Below are 24,137 nucleotides of genomic sequence, written 5' to 3'. Positions count from 1 at the left end.
CTCACGAGGAGTCGGGGACGGGTCGGGAGTCTGTGGGAGGGAGTCGGCGGGCCGGTGGCCCGCTGCTGCCGCGCGGCACCAGGACAGGGGTGGAGGCCGGGCCGGTGGGCGGTCGCTGGTGCTCGATGACGTCGAACAGGGTGCGGGCGACAAGGGCTCCGTAGCCGTGGACGTCGTGGCTCATCGCGGACAGCGGGGGGTGGGTGAGCCGGCACAGCTGGGAGTCGTCCCAGGCGATCAGCGACAGGTCGGTGGGTACCCGGAGGCCGAGTTCGGCGGCGACGGCGATGCCGGCCACGGCCATGATGTCGTTGTCGTAGATGATCGCGGTGGGGCGGTCGGCGGAGGCCAGCAGCATCCGGGTGGCCCGGGCGCCGGCCCGGCCGGAGAAGTCGGTGGGCAGGCTGCGCGGCGGCTCCAGGCCGAGCTGTTCGGCGACGGCCTCCAGCGCCCGGGTACGAATGGCGGTGTGGCCGAGTGCCGGGTCGCCGCCGACCCGGGCCAGCCGGCGGTGGCCGAGCATCGCCAGGTAGCGGACAGCGTCCTCGACGGCGGCGCGGTCGTCGGTCCAGACGGCGGCCAGCGCCCCGCCGGCGAGCGTCGGGTGGCCGGCCGCCACGGCGGGCAGGCCGAGCGCGGCTACCGCCGGGACACGGGGGTCGGCCTCGGCGAGGTCGACCAGGACGGCGCCGCCGACGCGGCGGGCGCGCCACCAGGTGCGGTGCACGGCGATCTCCTGCTCGCGATCGCGCACCAGGCGCAGCAGCAGGGTCGCCGAGCGCTCCGCCAGGACGCTCTCGATGCCGGAGATGAACTCCATGTAGAAGGGTTCCAGGCCGAGTTGGTGGGCCGGGCGGGCGAGGACCAGTCCGACGGTCTCGCTGCCGGGGGCGCGCCGGGCCAGGCTGCGGGCGGCTCGGTCGGGTACCCAGCCGAGTTCTTCGGCGGCGGCCCGGATCCGCTGCCGGGTGGGCGCGGACACCCCGGGCCTGTCGTTGAGGGCCAGTGATACGGCGCCGGCGGAGACACCCGCGCGGGCGGCGACGTCGCGGATGGTGACGCGTACGCTCATCGCCGTGCCCTCCTGGCAGTGCTCCGGGCGGGGTGCCGGGCCGGGTTCCGGGCAGTGCTCCGGGCCGGGTTCCGGGCGGGGTGCCGGGCCGGCGGCACCGCGGCGCGGGTGCGGTGCCGCCGGACCGTCGCCCTGGGGAGCCGGTTCACTTGCTGGAGCCGGCGGCGAAGCCGGCGTAGATCAGGCGCTGGAGGGCGAGGAAGACCACCAGCGTGGGCAGGATGACCAGGATGGTGCCGGCGGAGATGATCTCCCAGTTGACGCCGAACGGTCCCTGGAAGCGGAACAGTGAGGTGGAGATGGTGCCCAGGTCGCTGGAGGGCATGTAGAGGAAGGGGATGAAGAAGTCGTTGTAGACGGTCACGCCCTTGACGATCACCACGGTGGCGATGGCGGGCTTGAGCATCGGCAGGATGATCCGCCAGTAGATCGTGAAGCTGTTGGCACCGTCGAGGCGGGCGGCTTCGTCGAGGGAGACCGGGATGGAGCGGATGAACTGCAGGAAGATGTAGATCGAGATGATGTCGGTGCCGAGGTAGAGCAGGATCGGCGCCCAGCGGGTGTTGAACGCGCCCAGGTTGTCGATGATCTGGAAGGTCGCCACTTGGGTGGTGACGCTGGGCACCAGGCTCGCCAGCAGGAAGAGCGCCATGACGAGCTTCTTCAGCCGGAAGTCGAAGCGGTCGATGGCGTAGGCGGTCATCGAGCCGATGACCACCGTGCCGGTCACCGAGACCAGCAGGATGAAGGTGGTGTTGAGGAAGGCGGGCAGCATCTTGCCCTGGGTGAAGGCGATGTGGAAGTTCTCGAAGTTGAGCCAGTTGCCCGGCAGGTCGAGCGGGCCGGTGTCGAGGGCCTCCTGACGGGTCTTCAGCGCGGTGAACATGATCACCACGAGCGGGATCAGCACGACGGCGCCGGCCAGGACCAGGGAGAGGTACTTGGCGCCGCCGGCGGCGGCGGACCGGGCGTGGATCCTCCCCGCGGCGCGGGGGTGCCGCGCGGGGGTGACGGGGTCGGTGGTCACGACAGTTCCACCCTCTCCTCCGGCACCAGGCGGCGCTGGATCCAGGTGACGAGCAGGATCAGGACGAGCAGGACGACGGCGCTGGCCGAGGCGAGGCCGTACTTGTCGAACTTGAAGGCCATGTTGATGCTCTGGATGACGAAGGTCTGCGAGCCGTTGGCGCCGCCGGTCATGATGTAGGGGATCTCGAAGACGGCCAGCGAGCCGGAGACGGCGAGGATCGCGCTGAGACTGATGACGGGCTTGATGCTGGGCGCGATGATGTGGCGGAACTGCTGCCAGCGGTTGGCGCCGTCGAGCGCGGCCGCTTCGTAGAGGTGGGGCGGGATGGACTGGATGGCGCCGAGGAACAGCACCAGGTTCAGGCCGGTGTAGCGCCACACCGACACGCCGGCGAGCGACGTGTTGACCAGGTCCGGGTCACCCATCCAGAGGTGCTCGCCGTGGACACCGAGGAGCGCGAGCAGGGAGTCCAGGGTGCCGTGCGGCCGGAAGAAGTAGAGGAAGACGAAGCCGATCGCGACGCCGTTGATCAGGTACGGGAAGAAGAGGATGCCCTTGAAGAGGTTCCGGAACCTGGTGTCGAAGCTCAGCACGGTGGCGAAGTAGAGCGCCAGGCAGATCTGCACCACCGCGGCGATCAGGTAGACGCCGCTGACCAGGAACACCTTGAACAGCTCGGGGCGGGTGAACAGGTCGGTGTAGTTCTCGAACCCGACGTTGTTCTTCTCCGGGCTGATGCCGTCCCAGTCGGTGAAGCTGTAGCCGATCATGTCGCCGATCGGCAGGTAGGTGAAGGTCACCAGCAGCCCGAGCGGCACCAGCAGGTAGAGCCACGGGGTGAACCACCAGTGCCTGCGGACGCCCTCGCGCCGGGCGACGCGGTCCCGGACACCCCTGCGCCGGGCGACGCGGCCCCGGTCGGCCGGGGCGGCGGCGAGGGAGGTCCGCGCGGGGGGCTTTCCGGTGCCCCGGTCCCTCTGCAGTGCAGTCATCTTCGTTCCTTCGTAGGTCCTGGCGTCCGGTGAGCGGCACGGCCCGGCCCCGATGTCAGAGCGGATGGGCCGGGGCCGCGCCGCTCGGTCCCGTGGGTCAGCCGACCGTCTTCTGCGACTCGGACCACTTCTTGTTGAGCTCGGCGAAGTAGCTCTTCTGGTCGCCGGCGGCGGCGCCGCGGGCGACGTCGACCAGCTTCTGCCGGTAGTCCGGGGCGTCCAGGTTGATCTCCGCGCCCTTGTCGATCTTCTTGACCGCGGCCAGCTTCTCCTGGTTCTGGCTGATCATCCGCACGCCCTTCTCGATGAAGGGCTTGAGCGCGCTGGGGAGTTCGGTGCCCTTGACGGAGGAGATGCCCTGCTCGTTCTGAGCGGCACCGGACTTGTTGACGAACCAGTCGATCCAGGCCCGGGCCGCTTCCTGGTTCTTGGAGTGCTTGTTGATCGCGTACTTGTAGTCCGGCTGCAGGACGGTGCACGGAGTGCCGGTCGTCGAGGGGAAGGGCATGTAGCCGATGTCGTCCGGGTTCGCGCCGGCCTTGGAGGCGGCATCGCGCACCTGCGCGATGGACCAGGAGCCGAGGTACATCGACCCGACCTTGCCGGTGGCCAGCAGGACCTTCGAGTTGTCCCAGTTGGTGGTGGTCGGGTCCTCCTCGGAGAGCTTCTCGTGGACGACCGAGTACAGCAGGCTGTCGATGGTGAAGATGTCGTTGCCGCCGGTCCACGGCAGCGGTGTGGTGGCCATGGCGTCCTTGGCCCCGGGGTCGCAGCTCGGGGAGCTGACCGCGTCGGTCCACTGCCGCAGCGGCCAGCCGTCGTGGTAGTTGGTGTAGTACGGGGTGGCGGCGCCCTTGGCCTTGAGGGCCTTCAACGCGGTGACGAACTCCTCCGGCGTCTTCGGCCACTCGGTGACGCCGGCGTCCGCCCAGACCTTCTTGTTGTAGACGAAGCCGGTCACCGTGCCGTAGTTGGCGATGCCGTAGACCTTGCCGGCCACCGTCGAGTAGTCGGTCCACTGGTACTGCTTCGACAGCTCGGCGGCCTCGCCCAACGGCGAGAAGAAGTGGGGGAACTGGGCGATCGACAGGTCCGAGGGGATCGGCAGCACGTCACCGTAGTTCTCGGTGTTCATGCGGATCTTGACTTCGCCCTCGTAGTCCTTCATCCCCTCGAACTTCACCTTGACGTTCGGGTAGACCTTCTTGAACTCGGCGGCGTACTTGTCCAGGATGCCCTCGCCGAGCTGGTCCGTGCGGTTCGTCAGGACCGTGATCGAGCCCGACACCTTGGCCGGGTCGGCGTTGACCGTCGGGACCGAGGAAGCGCCGTCGCCGCCGTTGCTGCTACACGCCGTGAGCACCACCGTGGTCGCGGCCGCGACGGCCACCCATCCTCTTCGCATCTCGCTCATCCTTCGTGCTGATCGTCTTGTGACACGGGGGAGGCAACACCCAGCAGGCCTGGCCGGTCTCCCTGGCTGCTGGACGCTTAACGTAGACGTCACTTCGCCGTCATGTCCATAGAGCGGTCAACATTGATATCCACCAGTTCTGTGTCCAATCAAGGTGCTCTTTACTAAAACATTGCCTAACAAGATATCGAATCGTCCTTGCCGCCCGATCGCGACCGGCGGGCGCTGGACAACGTTGTCGCGGTGGATCAGAATCACCGGGATCGCCCCGGCGGCGCCCCGCCGAGCACTGCGGCGCCCCCCTGTCACACATGCGGAGAAGTTACAATGAGTTACGACATGGCCGCTCCCGCGACGACACCCGGACCTGCTGGGCCGGCCCCGGGCGGCGCCCTGGCGGGACCGCTGATCGCGGCTGTCGACATCGGTGGCACCAAGATCGCGGGCGGCCTGGTCGACACCGACGGCACACTGCTCCACCAGCTCCAGGTGCCCACCCCCGCCGACGGTGACCGGCACGAGCTGATGGCCGCCGTCGACCACGTCCTCGACGACCTCGCCCGCCTCCCCGCCTGGCAGCGCGTCCGGGCCCTCGGCGTCGGCAGCGCCGGCCCCGTCGACATCGCCGCCGGCACCGTCAGCCCGGTCAACCTGCCCGGCTGGCGCGGTTTCCCGCTGCGCTCCGAGGCCGCCGAGCACCCCGCCGTCCGCGGCCTTCCGGTCGTACTCGGCGGCGACGCCGTCGCCATGACCGCGGCCGAACACTGGCGCGGCGCCGCCCGCCCCTTCCGCAACGCACTGTGCCTGGTGGTCTCCACCGGCGTGGGCGCCGGGCTGGTGCTCGACGGCCGCCTGCACACCGGCGCCACCGGCAACGCCGGGCACCTCGGCCACATCAGCATCGACTACCGGGGCCGCCCCTGCCCCTGCGGCTCCCGCGGCTGCCTCGAAGGACTGGCCTCCGGCACCGCCATCGCCCGCACCGCCGCAGAACTCGGCTGGCGGCCAGGCCCGGACGGCGTCGCCACCGCAGGCGCGGTCGCCGTCGCCGCCCGGGCCGGCGACCCGCTCGCCCTGACCGCCTACGACCGCGCCGCCCTGGCGCTGGCTGCCGGGATCGCCGCCACCGCCACCCTCGTCGAGATCGAGGCCGCGGTGATCGGCGGCGGCGTGGCCAGGGCCGGCTCCGTCCTCTTCGACCCGCTCACCCGCCACCTCGCCTCGTACGCCACCCTGTCCTTCGCCCGCGGACTGAGCCTGGTGCCCGCGCACCTGGGCACCGACGCCGGTCTGGTCGGCGCCGCCGCCCTCGCCCTCCCGGCCCTGCCCGCCCACCGCTGACGCCCTTGGCCTTCCCGCCAGCCCGCCGGACGACGGCGCCGACCCGCGCCGGCCCTGCCCTCCGAACCCGGATCCCCACCCGGCCGACCGCCCGGGGATCGGCGGAGAAGGCCCCGCCGCCCGCGAGATGAGCGGCGGGCGCGCGGCGGTCCGCCGGCCGGACGACCTGACAGGATGTACCGGGAACGCGTGCACGCGCGTCGCCGGGCCACCAGCCGTCGGAGGGGAACAGCATGCAGCACCGGGTGACGATCCGAGACGTCGCCGCCCGCGCCGGGGTCTCCGCCGGCGCCGTCTCGCTCGCCCTCAACGACCGGCCCGGCGTCTCGCAGGAGACCCGCCGCCGCATCACCGAAGCCGCCCGCGAACTCGGCTGGTCCCCCAATCTCGCCGCCCGTTCACTGGCCCGCGGTCCCCGGGTGCACACCATCGGCATGGCGATCAGCCGCGAGGCCGTGGCCGAGGGTCTCGACGCCCTCCACATGGCGCTCATCGGCGGCATCGAGAACGTCCTGTCGGAACGCCCCTGCTCCCTGCTGCTCCGCCTCACCGCCAGCAGGGAGATGGAGATCGCCCTCTACAAGCAGTGGTGGCAGTCCGGCCAGGTCAACGGAGCGGTGCTGACCGGGGTGACCGCGGACGACCCCCGGATCGAGCCGACCCACCGTCTGGGCATGCCGGTGGTCGCCGTCACCCACCCCGACCACAGCGGGCCCTTCCCGGCGGTCTGGATGGACGAAGCGGCGGCGATCACGGAGGCCGTGCGCTACCTCGCCGTCCTGGGGCACCGCCGGATCGCGCACATCACGGGCCCGGCCAGGCTCGGCAGCGCGCTGGTCCGCTCGCGGGCGTTCGAGGACGTCGCCGTCGAACTGTCTCTCCAGGACCACCGCCACGTCCCCACCGACCTGTCCGCGCACCAGGGCGCCAGAGCCACCCGGGAACTGCTCGCCTCGGATCGGCCGCCGACCGCGATCGTCTACGACAACGACATCATGGCCGTGGCCGGCCTGGCCGTCGCCGCCGAGTTGAGCCTGCGGGTCCCCGAGGACGTGTCGCTCGTCGCCTGGGACGACTCCGACCTGTGCCAGATCACCAGACCCGGACTGTCCGCCCTCAGTCACGACCCGTTCGCGTTCGGCTCCGAGATCGCGCGGTGCCTGCTCGAACTGCTGGACACCGGACGGGCCGATTCCCGCATCTCCGGTACGCCCGTCCTGGTCCCGCGCGGTACCACCGGCCCGCCGCCGCGCCGGCCGTGAGCCAGGCCCGTGCTCAGGGCCGGGTCGCTGGGAGGGGTGGTGCGGCAGTGCTTCCGCGGGGTGTCAGCTGCGGGGCGGTGTCTTCGTAACCGCCGCTCTTCTGCCCCGAGATCAGCGCCAGCAGGGTCCGGGCGGCGTGCGCGCCGTAGGCGTGGATGTCCCGGGTCAACGCGGTCAGCGCGGGGCGTACCACCTGGACGAGTGGGGAGTCGTCCCAGGCGACGATCGACAGGTCCCCGGGCACCTGGAGTCCGATCTCCTGGGCGACCGACAGGCCGGCCACGGCCATGATGTCGTTGTCGTACAGGATCGCGGTGGGCCGGTCGGGGGTGAGCAGCAGACGCCGCGTCGCCCGCGCACCCTCCACGCCGGTGTAGTCGGTGTGGACGACCGGCGCGGCCTCCAGCCCCAACTCCTGGCACACGGTGGTGAAGGCCTCGTCACGCAGTGAGGTGTGCACCAGGCCGGTGAGCCCGGCGACCCGGCCGACCCGGTGATGGCCCAGCGCCGCGAGGTACTCCAGCGTCTCGCGGATCGCCGCGGCGTCGTCGGACCACACCGGGGTCAGGCCGCCCGAGCCGGACGGGTGACCGATGACGACCGTCGGCAGGCCGAGCTCCTCCAGGGCCGGCACCCGCGCGTCGTCCTCCCGCAGGTCCACCAGAATCGCACCGTCGATCTGCCGCTCGCCCCACCAGCGCCGGTACGCCTCCAGTCCGCGTTCGTGGTCGGAGACCACCTGGAGCGCCAGCGAATAGGAGGCGTCGGACAGGATGTTCTCGATCCCACCGATCAGCTCCATGAAGAACGGCTCGGTCCCCAGCATCCGGGCCGGCCGCGCCAGCGCCAGACCCACCGCCGATGACTTCGCCCCGCTCAGCGCCCGGGCGGCGCTGTTGCGCACGAACCCGATCTCCTCGGCGACCTCCGCGATCCGGGCCCGGGTCGCCTCCGAGACGCCCGGCTGGCCGTTGAGCGCGTTCGAGACGGAGACCTTCGAGACGCCGACGATCTTGGCGATGTCGGCGATCGTCGGCCGTCGCCCGGCCGGGCGCTGCTGCGGGGACACCTGATCCACGAGGACCCTTCTGAACGGCTGGGGCAGACCTTGCGCCCCCAAGCTACTACGGGCCCGGCCGTCCACAGAAGCCGCCCCGGCCTGCTCGGGGCAACCGGTTAATCAGCGGTTGACAGCGAGCGGTGACCACAATGGCGCCCCTCGGAGTGAAGCGGTTAACTCGACGAGCGCCGTAGCCGGACGCGCCGGCGGCCGCCTTCGGCGCGACCGCCGCCGACTCCGGTCGCACCCCCGCGGTCGGAGGTGGCGCGCCAGTGCCGCTCAGCAGGCGGCCTGCCGCACACCAGTGGTCGACCGCAGCTGGCGAACCGGTAAAGGAGCGGCACTTAACTCCACGCTCGTCGTCAACGATCAGCGAGCTCCCGCAGGCTCAATGGCCCGCTCCAGCAGGGACTTCATCGCTCGACTGGGCCCACAAACCTCACCTAACCGGTTTATGGACAGGTTCAGTAGGAGGGGCTACGGTTGCTCCCACCCGCCTTCGGAACCACCCCCACAGCGAATGGAGCCGCACGATGAAGGACGTCACCCAGCTCGACCAGGGCTGGGCCCTGCACCACGCGGGGAGTCGGCTCCCCGCCGCCGTGCCCGGCTGCGTCCACACCGATCTGCTGGCCGCCGGTCTGATCCCGGACCCGTTCCTGGAGGCCAACGAGACCGACGTCGCCTGGGTCAGCCGCCAGGACTGGACCTACACCCTGGACCTGCCCGACCACGGCACCCGGCACGAGCGCACCGACCTGGTCTTCGAAGGGCTCGACACCGCCGCCACCATCACCCTCGGCGGCACGGAACTCGGCTCCACCCGCAACATGCACCGCGGCTACCGCTTCGACGCCACCGGCCTGACCGGCGAGCTGGCGGTGCGCTTCACCAGCGCCTACCGGGAGGCCGAGCGGGTGCGCGCCCTGGTCGGCGACCGCCCCAACGTCTATCCGGAGCCGTTCCAGTACATCCGCAAGATGGCCGCGAGCTTCGGTTGGGACTGGGGCCCGACCCTGCCCGGTGCCGGCATCTGGCGACCGGCCCGGATCGAGCGCTGGTCCACCGCCCGACTGGCCCGGGTGCGCCCGCACACCACCGTCGACGGCGCCACCGGCACCGTCGAACTCCACCTCGACCTGGAGCGCACCACCACCGGCGCGGCCCGCGAGCTCACGGCCACCGCCACCATCGGCGACCACACCGCCACGGTCGCCTTCCCGGTCGGCCAGGACACCGCCGTCATCGTCCTGGACGTCCCCGACCCCGCGCTCTGGTGGCCGCGCGGCCACGGCGACCAGGCCCTGTACGACCTCGACGTGACGCTCGCCGACGCGCAGGGGCCGCTCGACAGCTGGCACCGCCGCGTCGGCTTCCGCACCATCGAGCTCGACACCTCCGACGACGAACACGGCAGCGGCTTCACCCTGGCGGTCAACGGCGTCCGCCTGTTCGTCCGGGGCGTCAACTGGATCCCCGACGACACCCTGGTCAGCCGGGTCACGCCCGAACGCTACCGGGAGCGCCTCACCCGCGCCGCCGAGGCCAACGTCGACCTCGTGCGGGTCTGGGGCGGCGGCATCTACGAGGACGAGGCCTTCTACGACACCTGCGACGAACTCGGCCTGATGGTCTGGCAGGACTTCCTCTTCGCCTGCGCCGCCTACCCCGAGGAGCAGCCGCTGCGCGGCGAGATCGAGGCCGAGGCCCGCGAGAACGTCGTCCGCCTCATGCCGCACCCCTCACTGGTGCTGTGGAACGGCAACAACGAGAACCTCTGGGGCTTCCGCGACTGGGGCTGGGAGACCGAACTCGCCTCGGCCTCCTGGGGCGAGGGCTACTACCTCGGCGTGCTGCCCCGCATCGTCGCCGAACTCGACCCCACCCGCCCCTACACGGCCGGCAGCCCCTGGTCCGGCAGCTGGGACCACCACCCCAACGACGTCGACCACGGCACCCACCACTCCTGGGAGGTGTGGAACCGCCAGGACTACGCCGAGTACCGGGCCACCGTCCCCCGCTTCGTCGCCGAGTTCGGCTGGCAGGCCCCGCCCGCCCACGCCACCCTGCGCCGCGCCCTGCCCACCGAGGAACTGGCCGCCGACTCCCCCGGCATGCTCCACCACCAGAAGGCCGAGGACGGCAACGGCAAGCTCGACCGCGGCGTCGAGCGCCACTTCGACCTCCCCGCCGACTTCGACCGCTGGCACTACCTCACCCAGGTCGTCCAGGCCCGCGCCGTCGCCGCCGGCATCGAGCACTGGCGCTCCCACTGGCCCCGCTGTGCGGGGACCGTCGTCTGGCAGCTCAACGACTGCTGGCCGGTCTCCTCCTGGGCCGCCATCGACGGCGACGGCCGCCTCAAGCCGCTCTGGTACGAGCTGCGCCGCGTCTTCGCCGACCGGCTCATCACCGTCCAGCCGACCACCGACGACGCCGCCCCGACCCTCGCCCTGGCCAACCAGGCAGCCCAGCCCTGGCACACCGTCGTCACCCTGCGCAGGGTCTCCGCCGACGGCACCACCGCCACGACGACCGAACTGCCGGTGACCGTCGAAGCCCGCTCGGTGCTGCGCCTGCCGGTACCGAACGCGCTGGCGCCGACGGCCGGCTCGACCAAGGAGTTCCTGGCCGCCGACGCCGACGACCTGCGTGCGGTGCACTTCCCGGTAGCGGACAAGCACTTCGACTACGCGCGGCCCGAGTTCGACGTGACCGTGAAGCCGGTGGCCGGCGACGACACGGCCCGCGACATCGTGATCACCGCCCACACCCTCGTCCGCGACCTGCTGCTGCAGGCGGACCGGCTGGCACCCGACGCGGTCGCCGACCGAGGCCTCCTGACCCTGCTCGCGGGCGAGCGGGCCCGGATCCGGATCACCGGAGCCCCCGGCATCGACGCCGACACCGCCCGCGCCGCCCTGTACTGCGTGGAACCCGCGTGACCAGGTCCACCTGACGCGCCGCTGACGGCTCGCTGCTACCGGGCTCCCACCGCCGGCAGCAGCGAGCCGCCAAGCGCTTCGCCGCCCCCACCATGGTCGACGCCACCACCTGGCAGAGCAGCGGCGTCACCTGCCCCTGACCCACACACACCCGGGTGCCGCCGGGCCGCGCCGCTCCCGACGCGGTCGCGGGCCGCCGTACTCGCGGGCCGCGACCGCTCCCCGACCCTGCCGAGGGGCACCGGTCTTGATCGGCCGGCGGGCCGGCGCTGCCGCGCACGCCGGGCGGCGGCCGTACGGGGCGGGGGCGGGGGCGGTTCACCGGCGGGGGCGGTTTCCGCGGGCGGGGGCGGTTCGTGCCCGTTCGGACACGGGGCGGTTGCGCCCGTGCGCAGGAGTTGGCGCCGCGCGCTGCCCTTTCGCCCGACGGTCTGGACGGGCCCGACGGCCGCGATCGAGCATCTGGTGATCCATCGTCACCTCGCCGCCCCGTCAGCGGCGTTGCCACCGGCTGCCGATCACCGTGGAGGACCGCCGTGCAGCACCGTTCCCGCCCCACCCCCAAGGCGCTCGGCGCGGGCGCCGCCCTGAGCCTGGCGCTGGCGCTCACCCTGAGCGCCGCACCGGCCCTGGCCGCGCCCCCGGGCCCGGGGGCCGAACGCGATCCCGTCCCCGCCCTGGTGGCCGGGGAGGGCACCGCCGCCCCTCAGCTGGTGACCGGACTGGCGGAGGCCGCGCCCGGCGGCGCGGGCGAGGCGGCACGGGCCCATCTCGCGGCCCACCCCGACCGCTACCGGATCGACCCGGCGCAGCTGGCCGAGCTCGCCGTCGAGCGGACCGCCGCGGACCGGCGCACCGTCAGGTTCCAGCAGTACCACGGCGGCGTACCGGTCCTCGGCGGGCAGTACCTGGTACGCCTGGTGGGCGACGGAGCCGGTCAGCGGGTGGAGTCGGCCGGCGGCAAGTACTTCACCGGGCTGACCGCGCCGACCACCGCCGCCGTCCCGGCCGCGACGCTGCGCCGACTGGCACTCGACTCGCTGACCGACCAGCGCGCCCGGACCGCGGCCACCGCCGAGGACCGCGGCCCCGTCGTCCTGCCCGGCGGCGCCGGGCGCCTCGCCCAGCACTTCACCGTACGCTCCACCGACCCGGCGACCGGGGGCCCGCTGGTCCGCGAGGTCTACGTGGACGCCATCCGCGGCGTGGTCGCCCTCGCCCATGACGCCCGGAGCCCGTACCGGGCGGCGGACGCCGGTACCGGTGCCGCCCGTGGCGCGGCAGCGGCCGCCGCACCCACCGGGCCGGCCGGCGAACCCGCCACCGGCAGCGCGCCCGACCTCCTCGGCCGCACCGTGCCGGTCAACATCGCCCGTCAGTCCGACGGCGGTTACCGGCTCGTCGACCTCACCCGGCCCGCCACCATCTCCACCTACGACGGGACCGGCCGCGACTACCGCGAGTTCGGCCGGCTGCCCGCCGACGCCCTCCCGGTCACCTCCCCCGGCCCCGACTTCCCGGCCGCCACCGGTACCAGCGGCGCCACCGACGCCCACGTCAACGCCGGTACGGTGTACGACTTCTACCGCGACCGGCTCGGCCGGGACGGCCTGGACGGCAAGGGCAGCCCGATCACCTCCGTGGTGAACGTGAGCAACGGCGGCAGGCCCTTCCCGAACGCCTCCTGGGACGGGCAGAAGATGGTCTACGGCAACGGCGACGCCACGCACCGCCAGTTCGCCGCCGCCCTGGACGTGGCCGGCCACGAGATGACCCACGGCGTCATCCAGCACACCGCCGACCTGGAGTACTCCGGGCAGTCCGGGGCGATGAACGAGGCGCTGGCCGACTACTTCGGCAACGCCATCGAGGTCACCGCCCGCGGCATCGCGATGACCGACCCCGGGGCCGCGCTTCTCGGCGAGAGCCTCTGCCTCACCGGCACCCCCGAGGCCTGCGCGGGCCGTCGGCTCGACGACCGCCGCACCACCGTGGACGACTACCTCGGCGCCGGGCTCGAACTCGACAGCGGCGGCGTGCACCTCAACTCCACCATCTTCGGCGGCGCCCTGTGGGACCTCCGCCGCACCCTCGACCCGCTCACCGCCGACCGGCTCGTCTACCGCGCCCTCGCCGAATTCCTCACCCCGCTGGACGACTTCGTCGACGGCCGCAACGCCGTCCTGGCCGCCGGCCGCTCGCTCGGCCTCGGCCGGGCCGAACTCCGCACGGTCGCCGCCGCGTTCGACGCGCACGGGATCCGCGCCGGCTGGCAGAGCCGGGTCCGTACGGACAGCCGCCCGCTGCTGCGCGGCGCCATGGCCCCGACCGGGCCGGCCGCGGGCGGGGGCCACTGGGTGATGGGCAGCACCAGCGGCCCCGTCGGAGGAGCCGTCCCCCTCTACACCGGCTCCACCACCGCACCCTCCACCCCGACCCGGCTCAGCCCGGAGGACGAGCGGATCCACGGCTGGGCCGCCACCGACGGCACCTCCGCCGCCTGGCTGGCGATCGGACTGGACGACACCGGCACCTGGGGCACCGAGGTGCTGACCCGCTCGCTGTCCGGCGGCCCGGTCCGCAGCCTCTTCAAGTCCTCGGCCCAGTCGCCCGTCAGCGTCCAGGTCTCCGGCACGGACATCGCCTTCGTGCTGACCGACGGCGACACCGGCCGCAGCCGGGCGATGCTCTCCCACGACGGCGCCCCGCCGGTGGAACTCCCGCTGCCCGAGGGCCACGACCTGGTGCCGTACACGAGTTCCTCCCTCTCCCTCAGGAACGGCCTGCTCGGCTGGCTCGAAACCTGGACGACCGGCGAGTCGACCGTCCAGGCCCCGACCGTCCACTCGATCGCCGCCGGCCGGACCACCGCCCAGTACCCGGTGAGCACCGCCAACGGCGCCGAGGCCCCGTTCCTCGACTCCCCGACGCTCGCCGGCGACCGGCTGCTCTGGACGCAGACCGCGCCCGGGCACCCCGGCGGCGGGGCCATCCGCTCCGGCGCGCTGAACGGCTCGGGCGTCGGCGAGCTGCTGCCGGCCGGCTCGCCGCTCGCCCCGGCCGACCTGGCGATCACCGCCACCGACCGGGCCGTCACCTTCCAGCAGCGCGGCGACAAGCCGGCCGACGGCTGGTCCAACGCCGCGCTGCCGAAGCTGTACCAGCTCCCCGTCACCGGCGGCACCCCCGTGCGCGTCTCCTGCAACCGGGGCACCCAGTTCCACCCCGCCGCCGACCAGGGCAACCGGGTCGTCTGGCTCGACGCCACCACCGGCGGCAGCGACCTCGTGACCCGCGACCGGCCCGCCGCCGCCTGCTGACCCGACCCGCCGTCCACACCGCTGCGCCGTTCGCCCCTATCCCCGGGGCGAACGGCGCAGCGGCGTGTAGACCGGAAATCCTTCGGCGCCGGACGGTGAGAGACCGTCATTTGAGGCAGTGAAGACCGGAAGATTTCCCGTCTCGCCTCGGTTGTCGCCCCGTCATCGGCCGACCGGAGCACCGGCGAGGACGCCCGCAGCATCGCCCCGGCGTGACCTGCGGAGCAACGGACACGGCGTCGGACCGCCCCCGACGGGCGACGACGGGTGGACGGCTTCCGCCGGACCGGCGGAGACATCCGGTCCGCCGCCCGTAGGCTGGGGCCCGCGGCGCCGTCGGGGGGCGGAGCGTGCCGCGCACAGAGTCGACCGAGGAGCCGAGCATGGACAGGCGCAGGGTGGTCGTGACCGGGGCGACCTTCCCGGACCAGGTGGTACGGAAGCTGGAAGCCGGCGGGTTCGCCGTCGAGTCGCTCCCCGGCGACCTGGACGAGGACAAGGTGGTCCAGGCGCTGCACGGCGCCTGGGGCTACGTACTGGGCGGGTCGGAGGTGATGTCCGCGCGCGCGTGGGACCGGCTGCCGGACCTCGCGGTGGCCTGCTTCATGGGCACCGGCTACGGCTCCTTCATGGAACTGCCCGAGGGTGCTTCGCCGACCCGGTTCTGCTACACCCCGCACGCCAACGCGGTGGCCGTCGCGGAGTTCACCGTCGCTCAGATGCTCGACCTGGTCCGCGGGGTGACCCGCCGGGTGACGGGCGTGCGGGCGGGGCTGTGGAGCGAGGACGCGACGCCCTCGCTGGTCGGCGCCCGACTCGGGGTGGCCGGCATGGGCCACATCGGCCGCGAGGTGGCCCGGATGGCGCACGCCGCGTTCGGCATGGAGGTCCTGTACTGGAACCGCACGCACCGCCCGGAGCTCGACGGGCTGCCCTACACGGCGGTCGCCTCCCTGGACGACCTGTTCGAGGCCGCCGAGGTCGTGACCCTGCACTTCCCCCACCAGCCGGGCGTCAACGACGGCGTGATCGGCGCACGGCAGTTGACGGCGCTGGGCCCCGACGGCTTCCTGATCAACACCGCCCGCGCCGCCCTCGTCGACCCCGACGCCCTGCGCACCGCGCTCGCCGAGGGCCTGATCGCCGGCGCGGCCTTCGACGGCTACTACACCGAACCGACGCCGGACCCGGCCGAGGACCCGTACGGACTGCTGGAGTTCGTCCCGGACCGGCTGCTGGTCACACCCCACTGCGCCTACCTCAGCACCCAGGCCGTCCGGCGCATGGCCGACATGGCCGCGGAGAACCTGCTCTCCGTCGCCCGGGGCGACGAACCCCGCTACCCCGCCACGGCCGGGTAGCGCGCCGCGCCGTGCGGACGGGACGCGGCGGGCAGGTGGCCGGTCCCGGGCGCGGGATGCCTTCGACGACCCCGGTGACGGTCCACCCTCGCCCGCCGCGGACCGGGCCGCCGGCTCGCGGCGACACCCGGACCGCGGCGGGCTCCTCCCCGGCCCCTAGCGAACGACCTCGTAGCTCAGCGCCGGGAACGGGAAGTCGGCCCAGTGCAGGCTGCCCAGCACGTAGGACAGGTCGCTCGGCTTGCCGGGCAGGCCGGTCCGGCAGTCGGCGGTGAAGTAGACCCTGATGTTCACCTCGGTGAAGTCCACCGCGGACAGTGCGGGGGACGGCAGCGCGCGGCAGCCGGTGCTGCCGGTGTCGACCGGGAACCTGGTGCCCGTCAGGTCGGCTCCGGTGGCGAAGTAGGCCACCGGGGCGTGCGGGAGTTCGACGGCAGCGGCGGGCTGGGCGAGAGCTCCGCCCAGCAGCAGGGCGGCCGCGGTGGCGGCGACGGCGGTGAGGCGCTTCAGGTGGACGGTCATCGCGGGACTCCTCCTCGAAAGGTCTTCCTACGGTGCGGTCAAGCTCATTGCATCTTCAACTACGCCTGCCACCCGTGCCAAGACCACCCGGGAACCAGCCCTCCCCCCAACGCCGGTAGGCGGCCGCGGCGATGAGCACACCCGGTGCCCACCGCCGCGGCCGCCTACCGGCGCCACGCGCCGGGGGTCACCGCAACGTGGGCAGCGAGGCGTAGCAGTGGAACATGTCCTTGGTGGCCGAGACCATGACGTCACCGGTCCGCGGGCCGACGACGCCGTCCTGGTCCAGGCTCGCCCACCGCTGGATGGCCACGATCGCCCCGTAGGTGTCCGGCCCGAAGGAGCCGTCCACCGCGATCTCGTGGTAGCCGGTCTGGTACTGCAGCGAGTTGGAGGTCTGCTGCACGCACTTCACGCTGGCGTACGTGTTGCTCTTGCCGTAGCCGACCCAGAGGGAGCCGGAGTTGGGCACCGCGTGTGCGCTGCCGCCCATCACACCGACGGTGAGCAGGGCCGCGGCAGCGGAGACGAGCGCGCCGCGCCGCTTCAGGGAGATGCTGTTCAAGGGAACCCCAGATTCTTCGAGATACGGGCTGTGTGTCGGATGTCCGGCGGTGCGGTCGGCGCGGCGGCGGCCGGGCCGTTCCCCGAATGGTCGCCGCTGACCGGCCGTCATGCCGCCGAGCGCCGCCGAGGCCGGGCCGGGAGGCCAGGCCCGGGGCGCACGGCGCCGAGCACCGTGCCCCGTCCCCGTCCCCGTCCCCCGTGCCCGCCGCCGGTCCCCCCGGCACCGGCGGGCTGCCACCGGACATGAAGATCACCCTAGGCCCGCTCACACCCTCCCGAGGGCGATCGGACGGCGGATGGACCGGGTCCGCGCGGCGTCCCATGATCGTCTCATCGCGCTGACCTGGCTCTTGGGACGCCGGACGGGCCCGCGACGAAGACGTCTCCATTTGCACGGACCGGTCCGGGTGTCCCCTGGCGCAGGTCCCCCGGAGCCGAACCGGCCCCCGGCCGGGAGAGCCGACAGCGTCACCACGCCGATCGGGAGCCGTCAGCCCTCCGGGGCCCCGTTCGCCCGCCGCGGCCGGAGCCCGGGTATCAGCCGCGCGAGCTCCTGCCCGTCCACGCCCTCCACCTCGACGGCGCCGTTCACCCAAAGCGCGAGATGGGCGAACCGGGGTGCCCGCCACACCAGTTCGGCTGCCGGATCGCCCTCGCCGTCGGAGCGCCCGATCCGCAGGTCGGGAAGCACGAGGCTGTCGAGCCCCGGCAGGACCGGGGACTCCGCGAGCGCCGAGAACACCTCGAACGAGGTGGCGTCGAACTCCGATCCGCCGAGGTCCAGGTGCGTGAGTCCGGGGTACCCGGCGGGCGTCAGCTCGTCGAGCTGCTCGACGGGGCAGCTCGCGCCGTAGACATCGCACCCGATCTCCACCACCAGGGACGCCACGCCCGGTGTCCGCCCGAGGTCGAACACGGCGCCGTCGGACGTCGCCGGGCCGTTGACCCGGAGCCGGGTCAGGCCGTCGTGGTCGATGGCGTCGAAGAGGAAGGCCCCGTCGAGTTCCAGACTGCGCAGCGCGGGCAGGGCCTCCCATGGCGCCGTCCGCACCAGGGCGCTGTGATGGTGGTCCATCGGGTCGATCCGACCGCCCGTCGACGTCTCGCCGTCCTCGTACAGGTACTCGAAGCCGTAGCCGAAGCGCAGGTGCTCCAGCCGGGGGCGGGGGTGGCCCGCCAGTGAGCGGGCCGCGTGCTCGGCGGAGTGGTGGTAGTCGGTGAGGCGCAGGTCGAGCGTGCGCAGCCGGTGGGTGACCGGATGGGACAGCAGGGCGTCGATCAGTGCGCCCTCCCAGCGTTCGGCATCGGTGAGGTCGACAGCCGCGGCGTGGGGGTGGTCGGCGAGGAGCCGTTCGAGTAGCTCCCGGCGGCCGGACGGCGTGCGCCCGGTGAGGGCGAACCACGCCTCGTCGACGAAGCCGCGGCGCCAGGTGAACCGCCAGGAGCCGTCCGTGCGCAGCCCGTCGAGGCCGAGCCGCCGTTCGACCTCCCCGTAGGCGGCGGCGACCCCGGCGTGGTCCGCGCCGGCGGTCTCGGACGCGTGCTCCAGGCGGATCGCCGCACTCCGCGGGTCGCCCGCCGCGCTCAGCAGGTCCGCGTGGGCGAGCCACTCCTCCCAGCCGTCCGTCGCAGGCGCGTCCGTCACAGCGAAGAAGTGCATGCCGTTCTCCAGGACCTCGGGGTCTGTCGGTCGCCGACGGCACTCTAGGCGTGGCGACCGACAGACCCCGCGGGGGCCGGCGGCGGGGCGGGCGGGACGGCCGGCGCGGCAGGCGCCGTCGTACCGGTGCAGGACGCCCGAGCGGGCCCGCCCGCCGTGGTCACCGTGCTCGGCGGACGGCTCCGGGGAGGCACCGCGGCCGGTCGGGGCCGCCCCGGGGCTGGGTCACTTCCGCCAGAACAGGTGGTGCGTCACGCCGCTGGAGCTGGGCACGACGTCCAGGTGGAAGCGGTCGAGCAGCTCGTCGGGGGACTCCCAGAGCCGCAGGCCGGACCCGAGCTTCAGCGGCGAGACCGCCACGTGCAGGGTGTCGACGAGGTCGGCGTCGAGGAACTCCCGGACGGTGGTGACTCCCCCGCCGAGCCGGACGTCCTTGCCCTGCGCCGCCTCCCGCGCCTGCTCCAGGACCGTGGCCGGGTCGCCGTCGACGAAGTGGAACGTGGTGTCGGAGAGCGTGAACGACGGCCGCGTGTGGTGGGTCATGACGAACACCGGGGTGCGGAACGGCGGCTCGTCACCCCACCAGCCGCGCCACTCGTGGTCCTGCCAGGGCCCGCGCTGGGGCCCGAACTTGTTGCGGCCCATGATCTCGGCCCCGATGTTGCGGGGGTAGTCGCGGGTGAAGTAGTCGTCGAGACCCCGGCTGCCCCCGGGGTCGGTGCGCATCGGCCAGCTCGCCGTCGCGCCGGCCCAGGAGAACAGCCGCTCGGGGTGGTCGAAGCCGAACGGGCGCTCGAAGCTCTGGTCCTCGCCGGCCGCGACGCCGTCACTCGAGACGACGAAGTTCTGGACTCTCAGCAGTTGCGTCATGTGTGTTCCTCCAGTGGTTCCTGCCGGACGACGACGGTGCGGCTCCCGGGCGCGGGACAGACACGGCGGCAGTCTTGCAGGCGCCACCGACAATCGCGCCGAACCGCACCGGTCGGCGGCGGGCCGCTGCGGCTGCCCGGCTCACCCGAGGACCAGCGGCACCTTCGTCCACGGTGCCCCGTGCGCCCCGAGTGCCGTCCGCTCCGCCGGGGTCGCGGCCCGCCGCCCGGTGCCGACCAGCAACGCGTCCGCGTCCGCGAACGAGGCCGGGAACGCTCCTCCGGCGATCCGCTCCAGCAACCGACGCGCCCCGGCCAGCCCCTCGGCGGGCGGGCCCGGCAGGTGCGGCAGGTGAGCGACCAGATCGAGGTGGTGCAGCGTCCACTCCAGCACGTAGGCGTCCAGGTAGTCACCGGCGGTCAGCACCTGCCCCTGGGTCGCCACCCGCAGCCGCGGGTCGGCGAGTTCGGCGGCGCGCCCCGCCGCGGAGCCGACGTCGTCGAGGTGGAGGCGGAGCAGCCCCGGGTCCCCGTAGGCGGCGGCCAGCCGGACGGTCAGCGCGTCCAACGGGTCCTGGCCGTCAGGCGGTTCGGCGGACACCTACCAGTACGACGCCGCGTCCCGGGTCGGCTCCGCGGGGGACGGGGTGACCAGGGTGATCAGCACGTCCTGGGCGTCGATCACCAGATGGCACACCAAGTCCCGCACCAGCCACCCGGCACAACCCGACGGCTCGGCGAAGTCCTCCTCCGCGAGCCCGTCCACCGCGGCCCGCAGCGCCGCCCATGACCGTCCGAAGAGATCCACGCCCGCAAGCTACCACCGCCCCCGCCCGGGCCGCCGGAACCGGCGACGGGTGGAGCGGGAGTGGGCCGACCGCCTGCCCGCGCACCCGCGGCGAAGCCTTCTCGGCGCGGAATGCGGCGGCGGTGCCCTACTCGGTCGGTGCCCTACTCGGTCCAGACGAGCACGGCCTGCCGGTAGCGGGCCGCCGTCCGGAGGAAGTCGGCGAGGGCCCGGTAGTGGCCGGAGGCGAGGTGCGGAGCGTCCTCCTCCGTCCAGCCGGCGGGCAGCGCGACAGCGGCGGCGAGTTCCGCCGGGTCGACCCCGTCGACCAGGGCGCCGGGGGACAAAGCCGTGAGCGCGTCCGCGCCGGCGCGGACCTGTTCGGGGGTCAGGCAGCGCGGCGGGCCGTAGCACCGGTCCCCCGCGTCGGGGAGCTCGTCCTCCCCGTGGACGACGGCGACCGGGAGGGCGTGGCGGCGGAGCAGGAAGCCGAGTACGTGCCCGGCCCGTCCGGTCTCGTGCAGCCGCTCCGGGGCGGCCGCCCCGCCCCCGTCGAGCTCGGCGACCCGTGCCCGCGCCCGGTCCGGCTCGGCCGCCGCGCGCCGCAACTGGTCGGCGCTCGCCGGAGACAGCGCCCGTTCATTCCCAGGACCGTGAGCCTGGAGCCTGACGGTTCGGCGTCCCTGCGGGGAGAGCGGGCGGTCGCGGTGGATGGCCTGCACCCGCGTCAACTCCCGGGCGATGCGGCGGTCGTGGGACAGTCGTGGTGATGGGGTGGCAGGCACACGACGTTCAGGACCGGCTCCTCGTCGTCCACGGTCTCGAAGGTGAAGACGGCGCCGGAGGGTTCGGCCTCGACCGAGCGCTGACCCTCGAAGGTGAGTGCCGGGTACGGCCGCCAAGGACAACCGGCCCGGTCCAGGGCGGCGATGACGTCGGTGTAGTACGGCTGTCCGGGAAGGGCCGGTCGGCCGGCCAGTGCGGGTGGGAGGTCGATGACTTCACGCCAGGTCTGGAGGCAGACGAGCACGACGGCTCCGCAGCGGCACACCGCCAGTTCCAGGTCCCCGTAGCCGACCAGTCGGGGCCACTCGTGACGGTCCCCGACGGCGCCCACCCACGGCTCGCCGTACTCTGCGATCACGGAGGCCAGGGTCACCCCGTTCGCGACCGGCCCCAGGTGCCCGGTCCGCGCCAGGCCGGTCAGGACATCGAGTATCTCCACGACGGCGGAGCCTGTCACCTGCGGCGATGGCTGTCCAATCGGTTGACCGGCCCCGGACGGCCGCGCCCGACCCGGAGCGAACGGCCGAGCGGTTCCCCACACGGGAGGCTCGTGGACGCGGGCCCACCGCAAGGGGTCGACACGCAGCCGGTGGGCGCGTGCCACAGTGAAACCGATGCCCGGCAACGGTGGTGACGCCGACTCGGCGACCTCCGTGTTCCCGGTTCCCGGATGCCGGCCGATCCTCGTGGACTCCCGAACCGGATTCTGCGGGTTCTCCTCGCTCGCGGAGCGGGAGAGGTGGCGGGTCGCCGGCCGATCGTTCGGCGCAGGCCGGCGCGGACGGCCAACGACGCGGTGACGGCGGCCCGTTCAGGCGGCGGGCGCGGTGGAGGTCGGCCGAGCCGGAGGTCAGCCGAGCCAGACGTCAGCCGAGCCAGACGATGTCGAGGACGTACAGGCGCTCGGCCAGGCGGTTGACCGAGTAGACCAGGCTGAGCTGGCCGACGGAGGCGCAGCGCAGGTCCTCGCCTTCGAGGTCGGTGGCGTCCCACTGCGGCCATCCCCAGGGGGTGCAGGAGGCGATGTCGAGCAGGTCGCGGACCGTCAGCCGCGCGTGTCGGGGCAGGTCGACGAAGGTCTTGGCCGCCTGCGGGGACAGGCGGGCCGGCCAGACCCGGTCGGTCACGGGTTCGTCCCGGTGAGGTCGGCGAGGTCGATGCCGTCCTCGTCGTCCAGGCCGGCGGCGGCGAACGCGTCGACCGCCGGTGCGCTGTCCAGGCGGAACCGCCAGGTGCGGACCACCTCGTGCAACGGGGAAAGGTCGTAGGTCTGGCGGGAATCCTCCAGCGCCTTCGCCCAGTCCCGCTCGAACGCCGGCAGCCACCGGGCGGACCGCTCGGGCGGCTCGGCGTGGATGCGGACGAGCAGTTGGGCGGCGGCGCGAGGCGCCGGGGCCGACGGCGGGGCGGGCAGGTGGTCGGGCTGGGCGCTCAAGAGGTCCTCCACTTCGTCGTCGGTCACGGTACGGCAATCGGTGGGCGCGAGGGCGGGGCCGCTACCGGATTCCCTCCTGGTTGGCCGATTCGCGTGTGTCCCGAGCCGTCGGTCCGGCCTGCCCCGGGTCCGGCGGTCCGGGGCGTGCTCGTCCGCCCCGGTGCCCCAGAGGGCGCGCCGCCGCGTCGAGTTGCCCCGCGCCGTACGGGTCGCGAGTCCGCGCCCCTGCCCCGCCGCCCGGGGGCCCCGGCGCGGACGCGACAACCCCCGTGCCGCTGCTGCCGCTCACGAATCTCACCCACCGGACCGCTGACACCCGAACCGCCGCGGGGGCGGCGGACCGCACCGTCGGGGTGTGCGGCGACTCTTCGGCGGCGTACGCCCCTCCACGGTGTCGGATGCCTCCGGCAGCGGTCGACACTCGACCGGTCCGTCGAGCAACACCCCTCCGGTAAACGGGAGATGGGGCGCGGACAGGGGTGCCGTTCAAGCACCGCGTCGGGTGCCGGGAACCCTGGTCGGCCTCCTCCGCCAACACCCGCCCGCCCTCCGCGCGTTCGCTTCCACACCGGGTTCCACCGAGGTAAGGCCACGCACCGTCGGCACCCCGTGCGATGGAACATTCCGCAATCCTCGTACACCCCGCCCGGCTAGCCGTACATTCACTGCACGACTGGTGACGGACTACGCGTAGGAGTGGTTGTGGGAAACGGGAGCACTTTCGGTACGGACAGCGGTGTGGGATCGACGATTTCGCTGTTGGAGGGGAGACTGCCCGCAGTGCGGGACCGGCTCGCCCGGGCGGAGCAGGAACTCGCCGCCGCCAGGGCCGAGGAGGAGGCGGTGGCCAAGGCGCTGGCGGGCCTGCGAGGGCTCGCCGGCGTGTCGATCGGTGCCGGGGGCGAGTCGGGCGCCCCCGAGGCGCAGCCGGTTTCGGCCGAGGCACCGCAGGAGGAGGCCGCGGCGACGGAGCCGACCCCGGCGGCGCCGGCTCCGGCGGAGGCGCCCGCTGCCCCGGCCACGCCTGCCGCTCCGGAGGCGTCCACCGCTCCGACGGCGAAGGCGCGGAGCAGGAAGCCGGCAGCCGCCAAGAAGGCGGTGGCGGCGAAGAGTGCCGCGTCCGATGCGGAGCAGGCGGCGCCGTCGTCGGCCCCCGGCAAGAAGCGGACCGCGACGAAGGCGGCGGCCAAGGACAGCGGGCCCAAGCCCACGGTGAAGCGGACGCCTGCCAAGAAGGCCACGTCGACTCCGGCGGCGGCCCCCGCCAAGAAGGCGGCCCCGGCTCCGGCGACCACCGCCAAGAAGGCCGCACCGGCGGCGGCCCCGGCCAAGAAGGCCGCACCGGCTCCGGCGACCGCCACCGAGGGCAAGACCGCCTCGACGGACCGCCGGCGCCAGGTGGCGGACGCGGACACCGTGGTGGCGGTGCTCGCGAAGGCCGAGGCCCCGCTGCGCGCCCGCGAGGTCACCGAACTGCTGGGCCTGGAAACGCACGAGGGCAACATCAACACGATCCGCACCAGGCTGGAGCGTCTCGCCAAGGCCGGCCGCGCGCAGCGGCCCGAGCGCGGCCTCTACACGGCCGTCGCCGGGGCGAAGGCCTGACCGCCGGACGGGGGCGCCGACCCGGCCCTGGACACCAAGCCGGAGCTGCTCGGGCAGCGCGGCGGCGCGTTCTACTCCGAGGCCGCCGTCCAGCTGATCGCCGCCCTGC

19 protein-coding genes and 1 pseudogene are annotated in these 24,137 nt (G+C 73.3%); 6 read left to right on the top strand and 14 right to left on the bottom strand.

The features are described 5' to 3' along the window. Window position 1: 1 nt before the first annotated feature. From ABZ497_RS19080 to ABZ497_RS19065, 4 genes are all read right to left on the bottom strand, one after another. Window positions 2–1,072, bottom strand: coding sequence for a LacI family DNA-binding transcriptional regulator (locus ABZ497_RS19080; protein WP_359806608.1), 1,071 nt, complete (start codon window positions 1,070–1,072; stop codon window positions 2–4). Between the two features lie 145 nt (window positions 1,073–1,217). Next, complete coding sequence (locus ABZ497_RS19075; protein WP_359806808.1) at window positions 1,218–2,048, bottom strand: carbohydrate ABC transporter permease; 831 nt, start codon at window positions 2,046–2,048, stop codon at window positions 1,218–1,220. Window positions 2,049–2,095: 47 nt separating this feature from the next. Next, a complete protein-coding gene (locus ABZ497_RS19070; RefSeq protein ID WP_359806606.1) occupies window positions 2,096–3,094 on the bottom strand; it encodes a sugar ABC transporter permease in 999 nt (332 codons plus the stop codon). A gap of 97 nt (window positions 3,095–3,191) precedes the next feature. Next, window positions 3,192–4,499, bottom strand: a complete 1,308-nt coding sequence (locus ABZ497_RS19065; RefSeq protein ID WP_359806604.1) for an extracellular solute-binding protein — start codon at window positions 4,497–4,499, stop codon at window positions 3,192–3,194. A 402-nt stretch (window positions 4,500–4,901) separates the two neighbouring features. Here ABZ497_RS19065 and ABZ497_RS19060 point away from each other — a divergent pair, with 402 nt between their 5' ends. Together ABZ497_RS19060 and ABZ497_RS19055 are read left to right on the top strand one after the other, a co-directional pair. Continuing rightward, on the top strand, window positions 4,902–5,849 hold the full coding sequence (locus ABZ497_RS19060) for an ROK family protein (protein WP_359806805.1): 948 nt from the start codon (window positions 4,902–4,904) through the stop codon (window positions 5,847–5,849). 245 nt (window positions 5,850–6,094) lie between these two features. Beyond that, complete coding sequence (locus ABZ497_RS19055) at window positions 6,095–7,111, top strand: LacI family DNA-binding transcriptional regulator (RefSeq protein ID WP_359806601.1); 1,017 nt, start codon at window positions 6,095–6,097, stop codon at window positions 7,109–7,111. A 13-nt stretch (window positions 7,112–7,124) separates the two neighbouring features. Here the strand turns inward: ABZ497_RS19055 and ABZ497_RS19050 are convergent, their stop codons facing one another. Further along, entirely contained in the window at window positions 7,125–8,189 is a 1,065-nt protein-coding gene (locus ABZ497_RS19050) for a LacI family DNA-binding transcriptional regulator (RefSeq protein ID WP_359806598.1), read from the bottom strand. Between the two features lie 515 nt (window positions 8,190–8,704). On the opposite strand from ABZ497_RS19050, the gene ABZ497_RS19045 reads away from it, so the two are divergent. From ABZ497_RS19045 to ABZ497_RS19035, 3 genes are all read left to right on the top strand, one after another. Next, entirely contained in the window at window positions 8,705–11,116 is a 2,412-nt protein-coding gene (locus ABZ497_RS19045) for a glycoside hydrolase family 2 protein (RefSeq protein WP_359806595.1), read from the top strand. 536 nt (window positions 11,117–11,652) lie between these two features. Next, entirely contained in the window at window positions 11,653–14,436 is a 2,784-nt protein-coding gene (locus tag ABZ497_RS19040) for a M4 family metallopeptidase (protein ID WP_359806592.1), read from the top strand. Window positions 14,437–14,819: 383 nt separating this feature from the next. After that, window positions 14,820–15,797 carry an NAD(P)-dependent oxidoreductase gene (locus ABZ497_RS19035; RefSeq protein ID WP_359806590.1) on the top strand — a complete coding sequence of 326 codons (978 nt, stop codon included), beginning with the start codon at window positions 14,820–14,822 and terminating at the stop codon, window positions 15,795–15,797. A 156-nt stretch (window positions 15,798–15,953) separates the two neighbouring features. Here ABZ497_RS19035 and ABZ497_RS19030 read toward each other — a convergent pair whose 3' ends face one another. From ABZ497_RS19030 to ABZ497_RS18990, 9 genes and pseudogenes are all read right to left on the bottom strand, one after another. Continuing rightward, complete coding sequence (locus ABZ497_RS19030) at window positions 15,954–16,319, bottom strand: hypothetical protein (protein WP_359806588.1); 366 nt, start codon at window positions 16,317–16,319, stop codon at window positions 15,954–15,956. 187 nt (window positions 16,320–16,506) lie between these two features. Beyond that, on the bottom strand, window positions 16,507–16,884 hold the full coding sequence (locus ABZ497_RS19025) for a peptidoglycan-binding domain-containing protein (protein ID WP_359806585.1): 378 nt from the start codon (window positions 16,882–16,884) through the stop codon (window positions 16,507–16,509). Window positions 16,885–17,376: 492 nt separating this feature from the next. Next, the gene (locus tag ABZ497_RS19020; RefSeq protein ID WP_359806582.1) at window positions 17,377–18,546 is read right to left on the bottom strand and encodes a hypothetical protein; all 1,170 of its coding nucleotides are present in this window, start codon (window positions 18,544–18,546) and stop codon (window positions 17,377–17,379) included. Window positions 18,547–18,771: 225 nt separating this feature from the next. Beyond that, a complete protein-coding gene (locus ABZ497_RS19015) occupies window positions 18,772–19,416 on the bottom strand; it encodes a dihydrofolate reductase family protein (RefSeq protein WP_329485314.1) in 645 nt (214 codons plus the stop codon). A 141-nt stretch (window positions 19,417–19,557) separates the two neighbouring features. Next, window positions 19,558–20,223, bottom strand: a pseudogene (locus tag ABZ497_RS19010) (maleylpyruvate isomerase N-terminal domain-containing protein). Window positions 20,224–20,366: 143 nt separating this feature from the next. Beyond that, window positions 20,367–20,810, bottom strand: a complete 444-nt coding sequence (locus ABZ497_RS19005) for a DUF1877 family protein (protein WP_359806580.1) — start codon at window positions 20,808–20,810, stop codon at window positions 20,367–20,369. Window positions 20,811–20,929: 119 nt separating this feature from the next. Continuing rightward, window positions 20,930–21,427: a hypothetical protein gene (locus tag ABZ497_RS19000; RefSeq protein WP_359806577.1), complete on the bottom strand. Its 498-nt coding sequence runs from the start codon at window positions 21,425–21,427 to the stop codon at window positions 20,930–20,932. 427 nt (window positions 21,428–21,854) lie between these two features. After that, window positions 21,855–22,115 (bottom strand): hypothetical protein, encoded by a 261-nt coding sequence (locus ABZ497_RS18995; RefSeq protein ID WP_329485318.1) that lies wholly within the window; start codon window positions 22,113–22,115, stop codon window positions 21,855–21,857. Continuing rightward, on the bottom strand, window positions 22,112–22,450 hold the full coding sequence (locus tag ABZ497_RS18990) for a DUF6247 family protein (RefSeq protein ID WP_359806574.1): 339 nt from the start codon (window positions 22,448–22,450) through the stop codon (window positions 22,112–22,114). The genes ABZ497_RS18995 and ABZ497_RS18990 overlap by 4 nt, the downstream gene beginning before the upstream one ends. Before the next feature lie 711 nt (window positions 22,451–23,161). On the opposite strand from ABZ497_RS18990, the gene ABZ497_RS18985 reads away from it, so the two are divergent. Further along, window positions 23,162–24,028, top strand: coding sequence for a hypothetical protein (locus ABZ497_RS18985; protein WP_359806571.1), 867 nt, complete (start codon window positions 23,162–23,164; stop codon window positions 24,026–24,028). Window positions 24,029–24,137: the final 109 nt, after the last annotated feature.

Source organism: Kitasatospora sp. NPDC005751 (genome assembly GCF_040630835.1).
GTDB lineage: Bacteria > Actinomycetota > Actinomycetes > Streptomycetales > Streptomycetaceae > Kitasatospora.
Note: the sequence above shows the minus strand (reverse complement) of the source record. Positions and strands in the feature narration are given on the sequence as shown.

Bases quoted from the DNA above. Each gene is read 5' to 3' on its own strand.
- ABZ497_RS19015 (WP_329485314.1), bottom strand. From the start codon at position 19,416: ATGACGCAACTGCTGAGAGTCCAGAACTTCGTCGTCTCGAGTGACGGC.
- ABZ497_RS19045 (WP_359806595.1), top strand. From the start codon at position 8,705: ATGAAGGACGTCACCCAGCTCGACCAGGGCTGGGCCCTGCACCACGCG.
- ABZ497_RS19080 (WP_359806608.1), bottom strand. From the start codon at position 1,072: ATGAGCGTACGCGTCACCATCCGCGACGTCGCCGCCCGCGCGGGTGTC.
- ABZ497_RS19020 (WP_359806582.1), bottom strand. From the start codon at position 18,546: ATGCACTTCTTCGCTGTGACGGACGCGCCTGCGACGGACGGCTGGGAG.
- ABZ497_RS19035 (WP_359806590.1), top strand. From the start codon at position 14,820: ATGGACAGGCGCAGGGTGGTCGTGACCGGGGCGACCTTCCCGGACCAG.
- ABZ497_RS19070 (WP_359806606.1), bottom strand. From the start codon at position 3,094: ATGACTGCACTGCAGAGGGACCGGGGCACCGGAAAGCCCCCCGCGCGG.
- ABZ497_RS19065 (WP_359806604.1), bottom strand. From the start codon at position 4,499: ATGCGAAGAGGATGGGTGGCCGTCGCGGCCGCGACCACGGTGGTGCTC.
- ABZ497_RS19030 (WP_359806588.1), bottom strand. From the start codon at position 16,319: ATGACCGTCCACCTGAAGCGCCTCACCGCCGTCGCCGCCACCGCGGCC.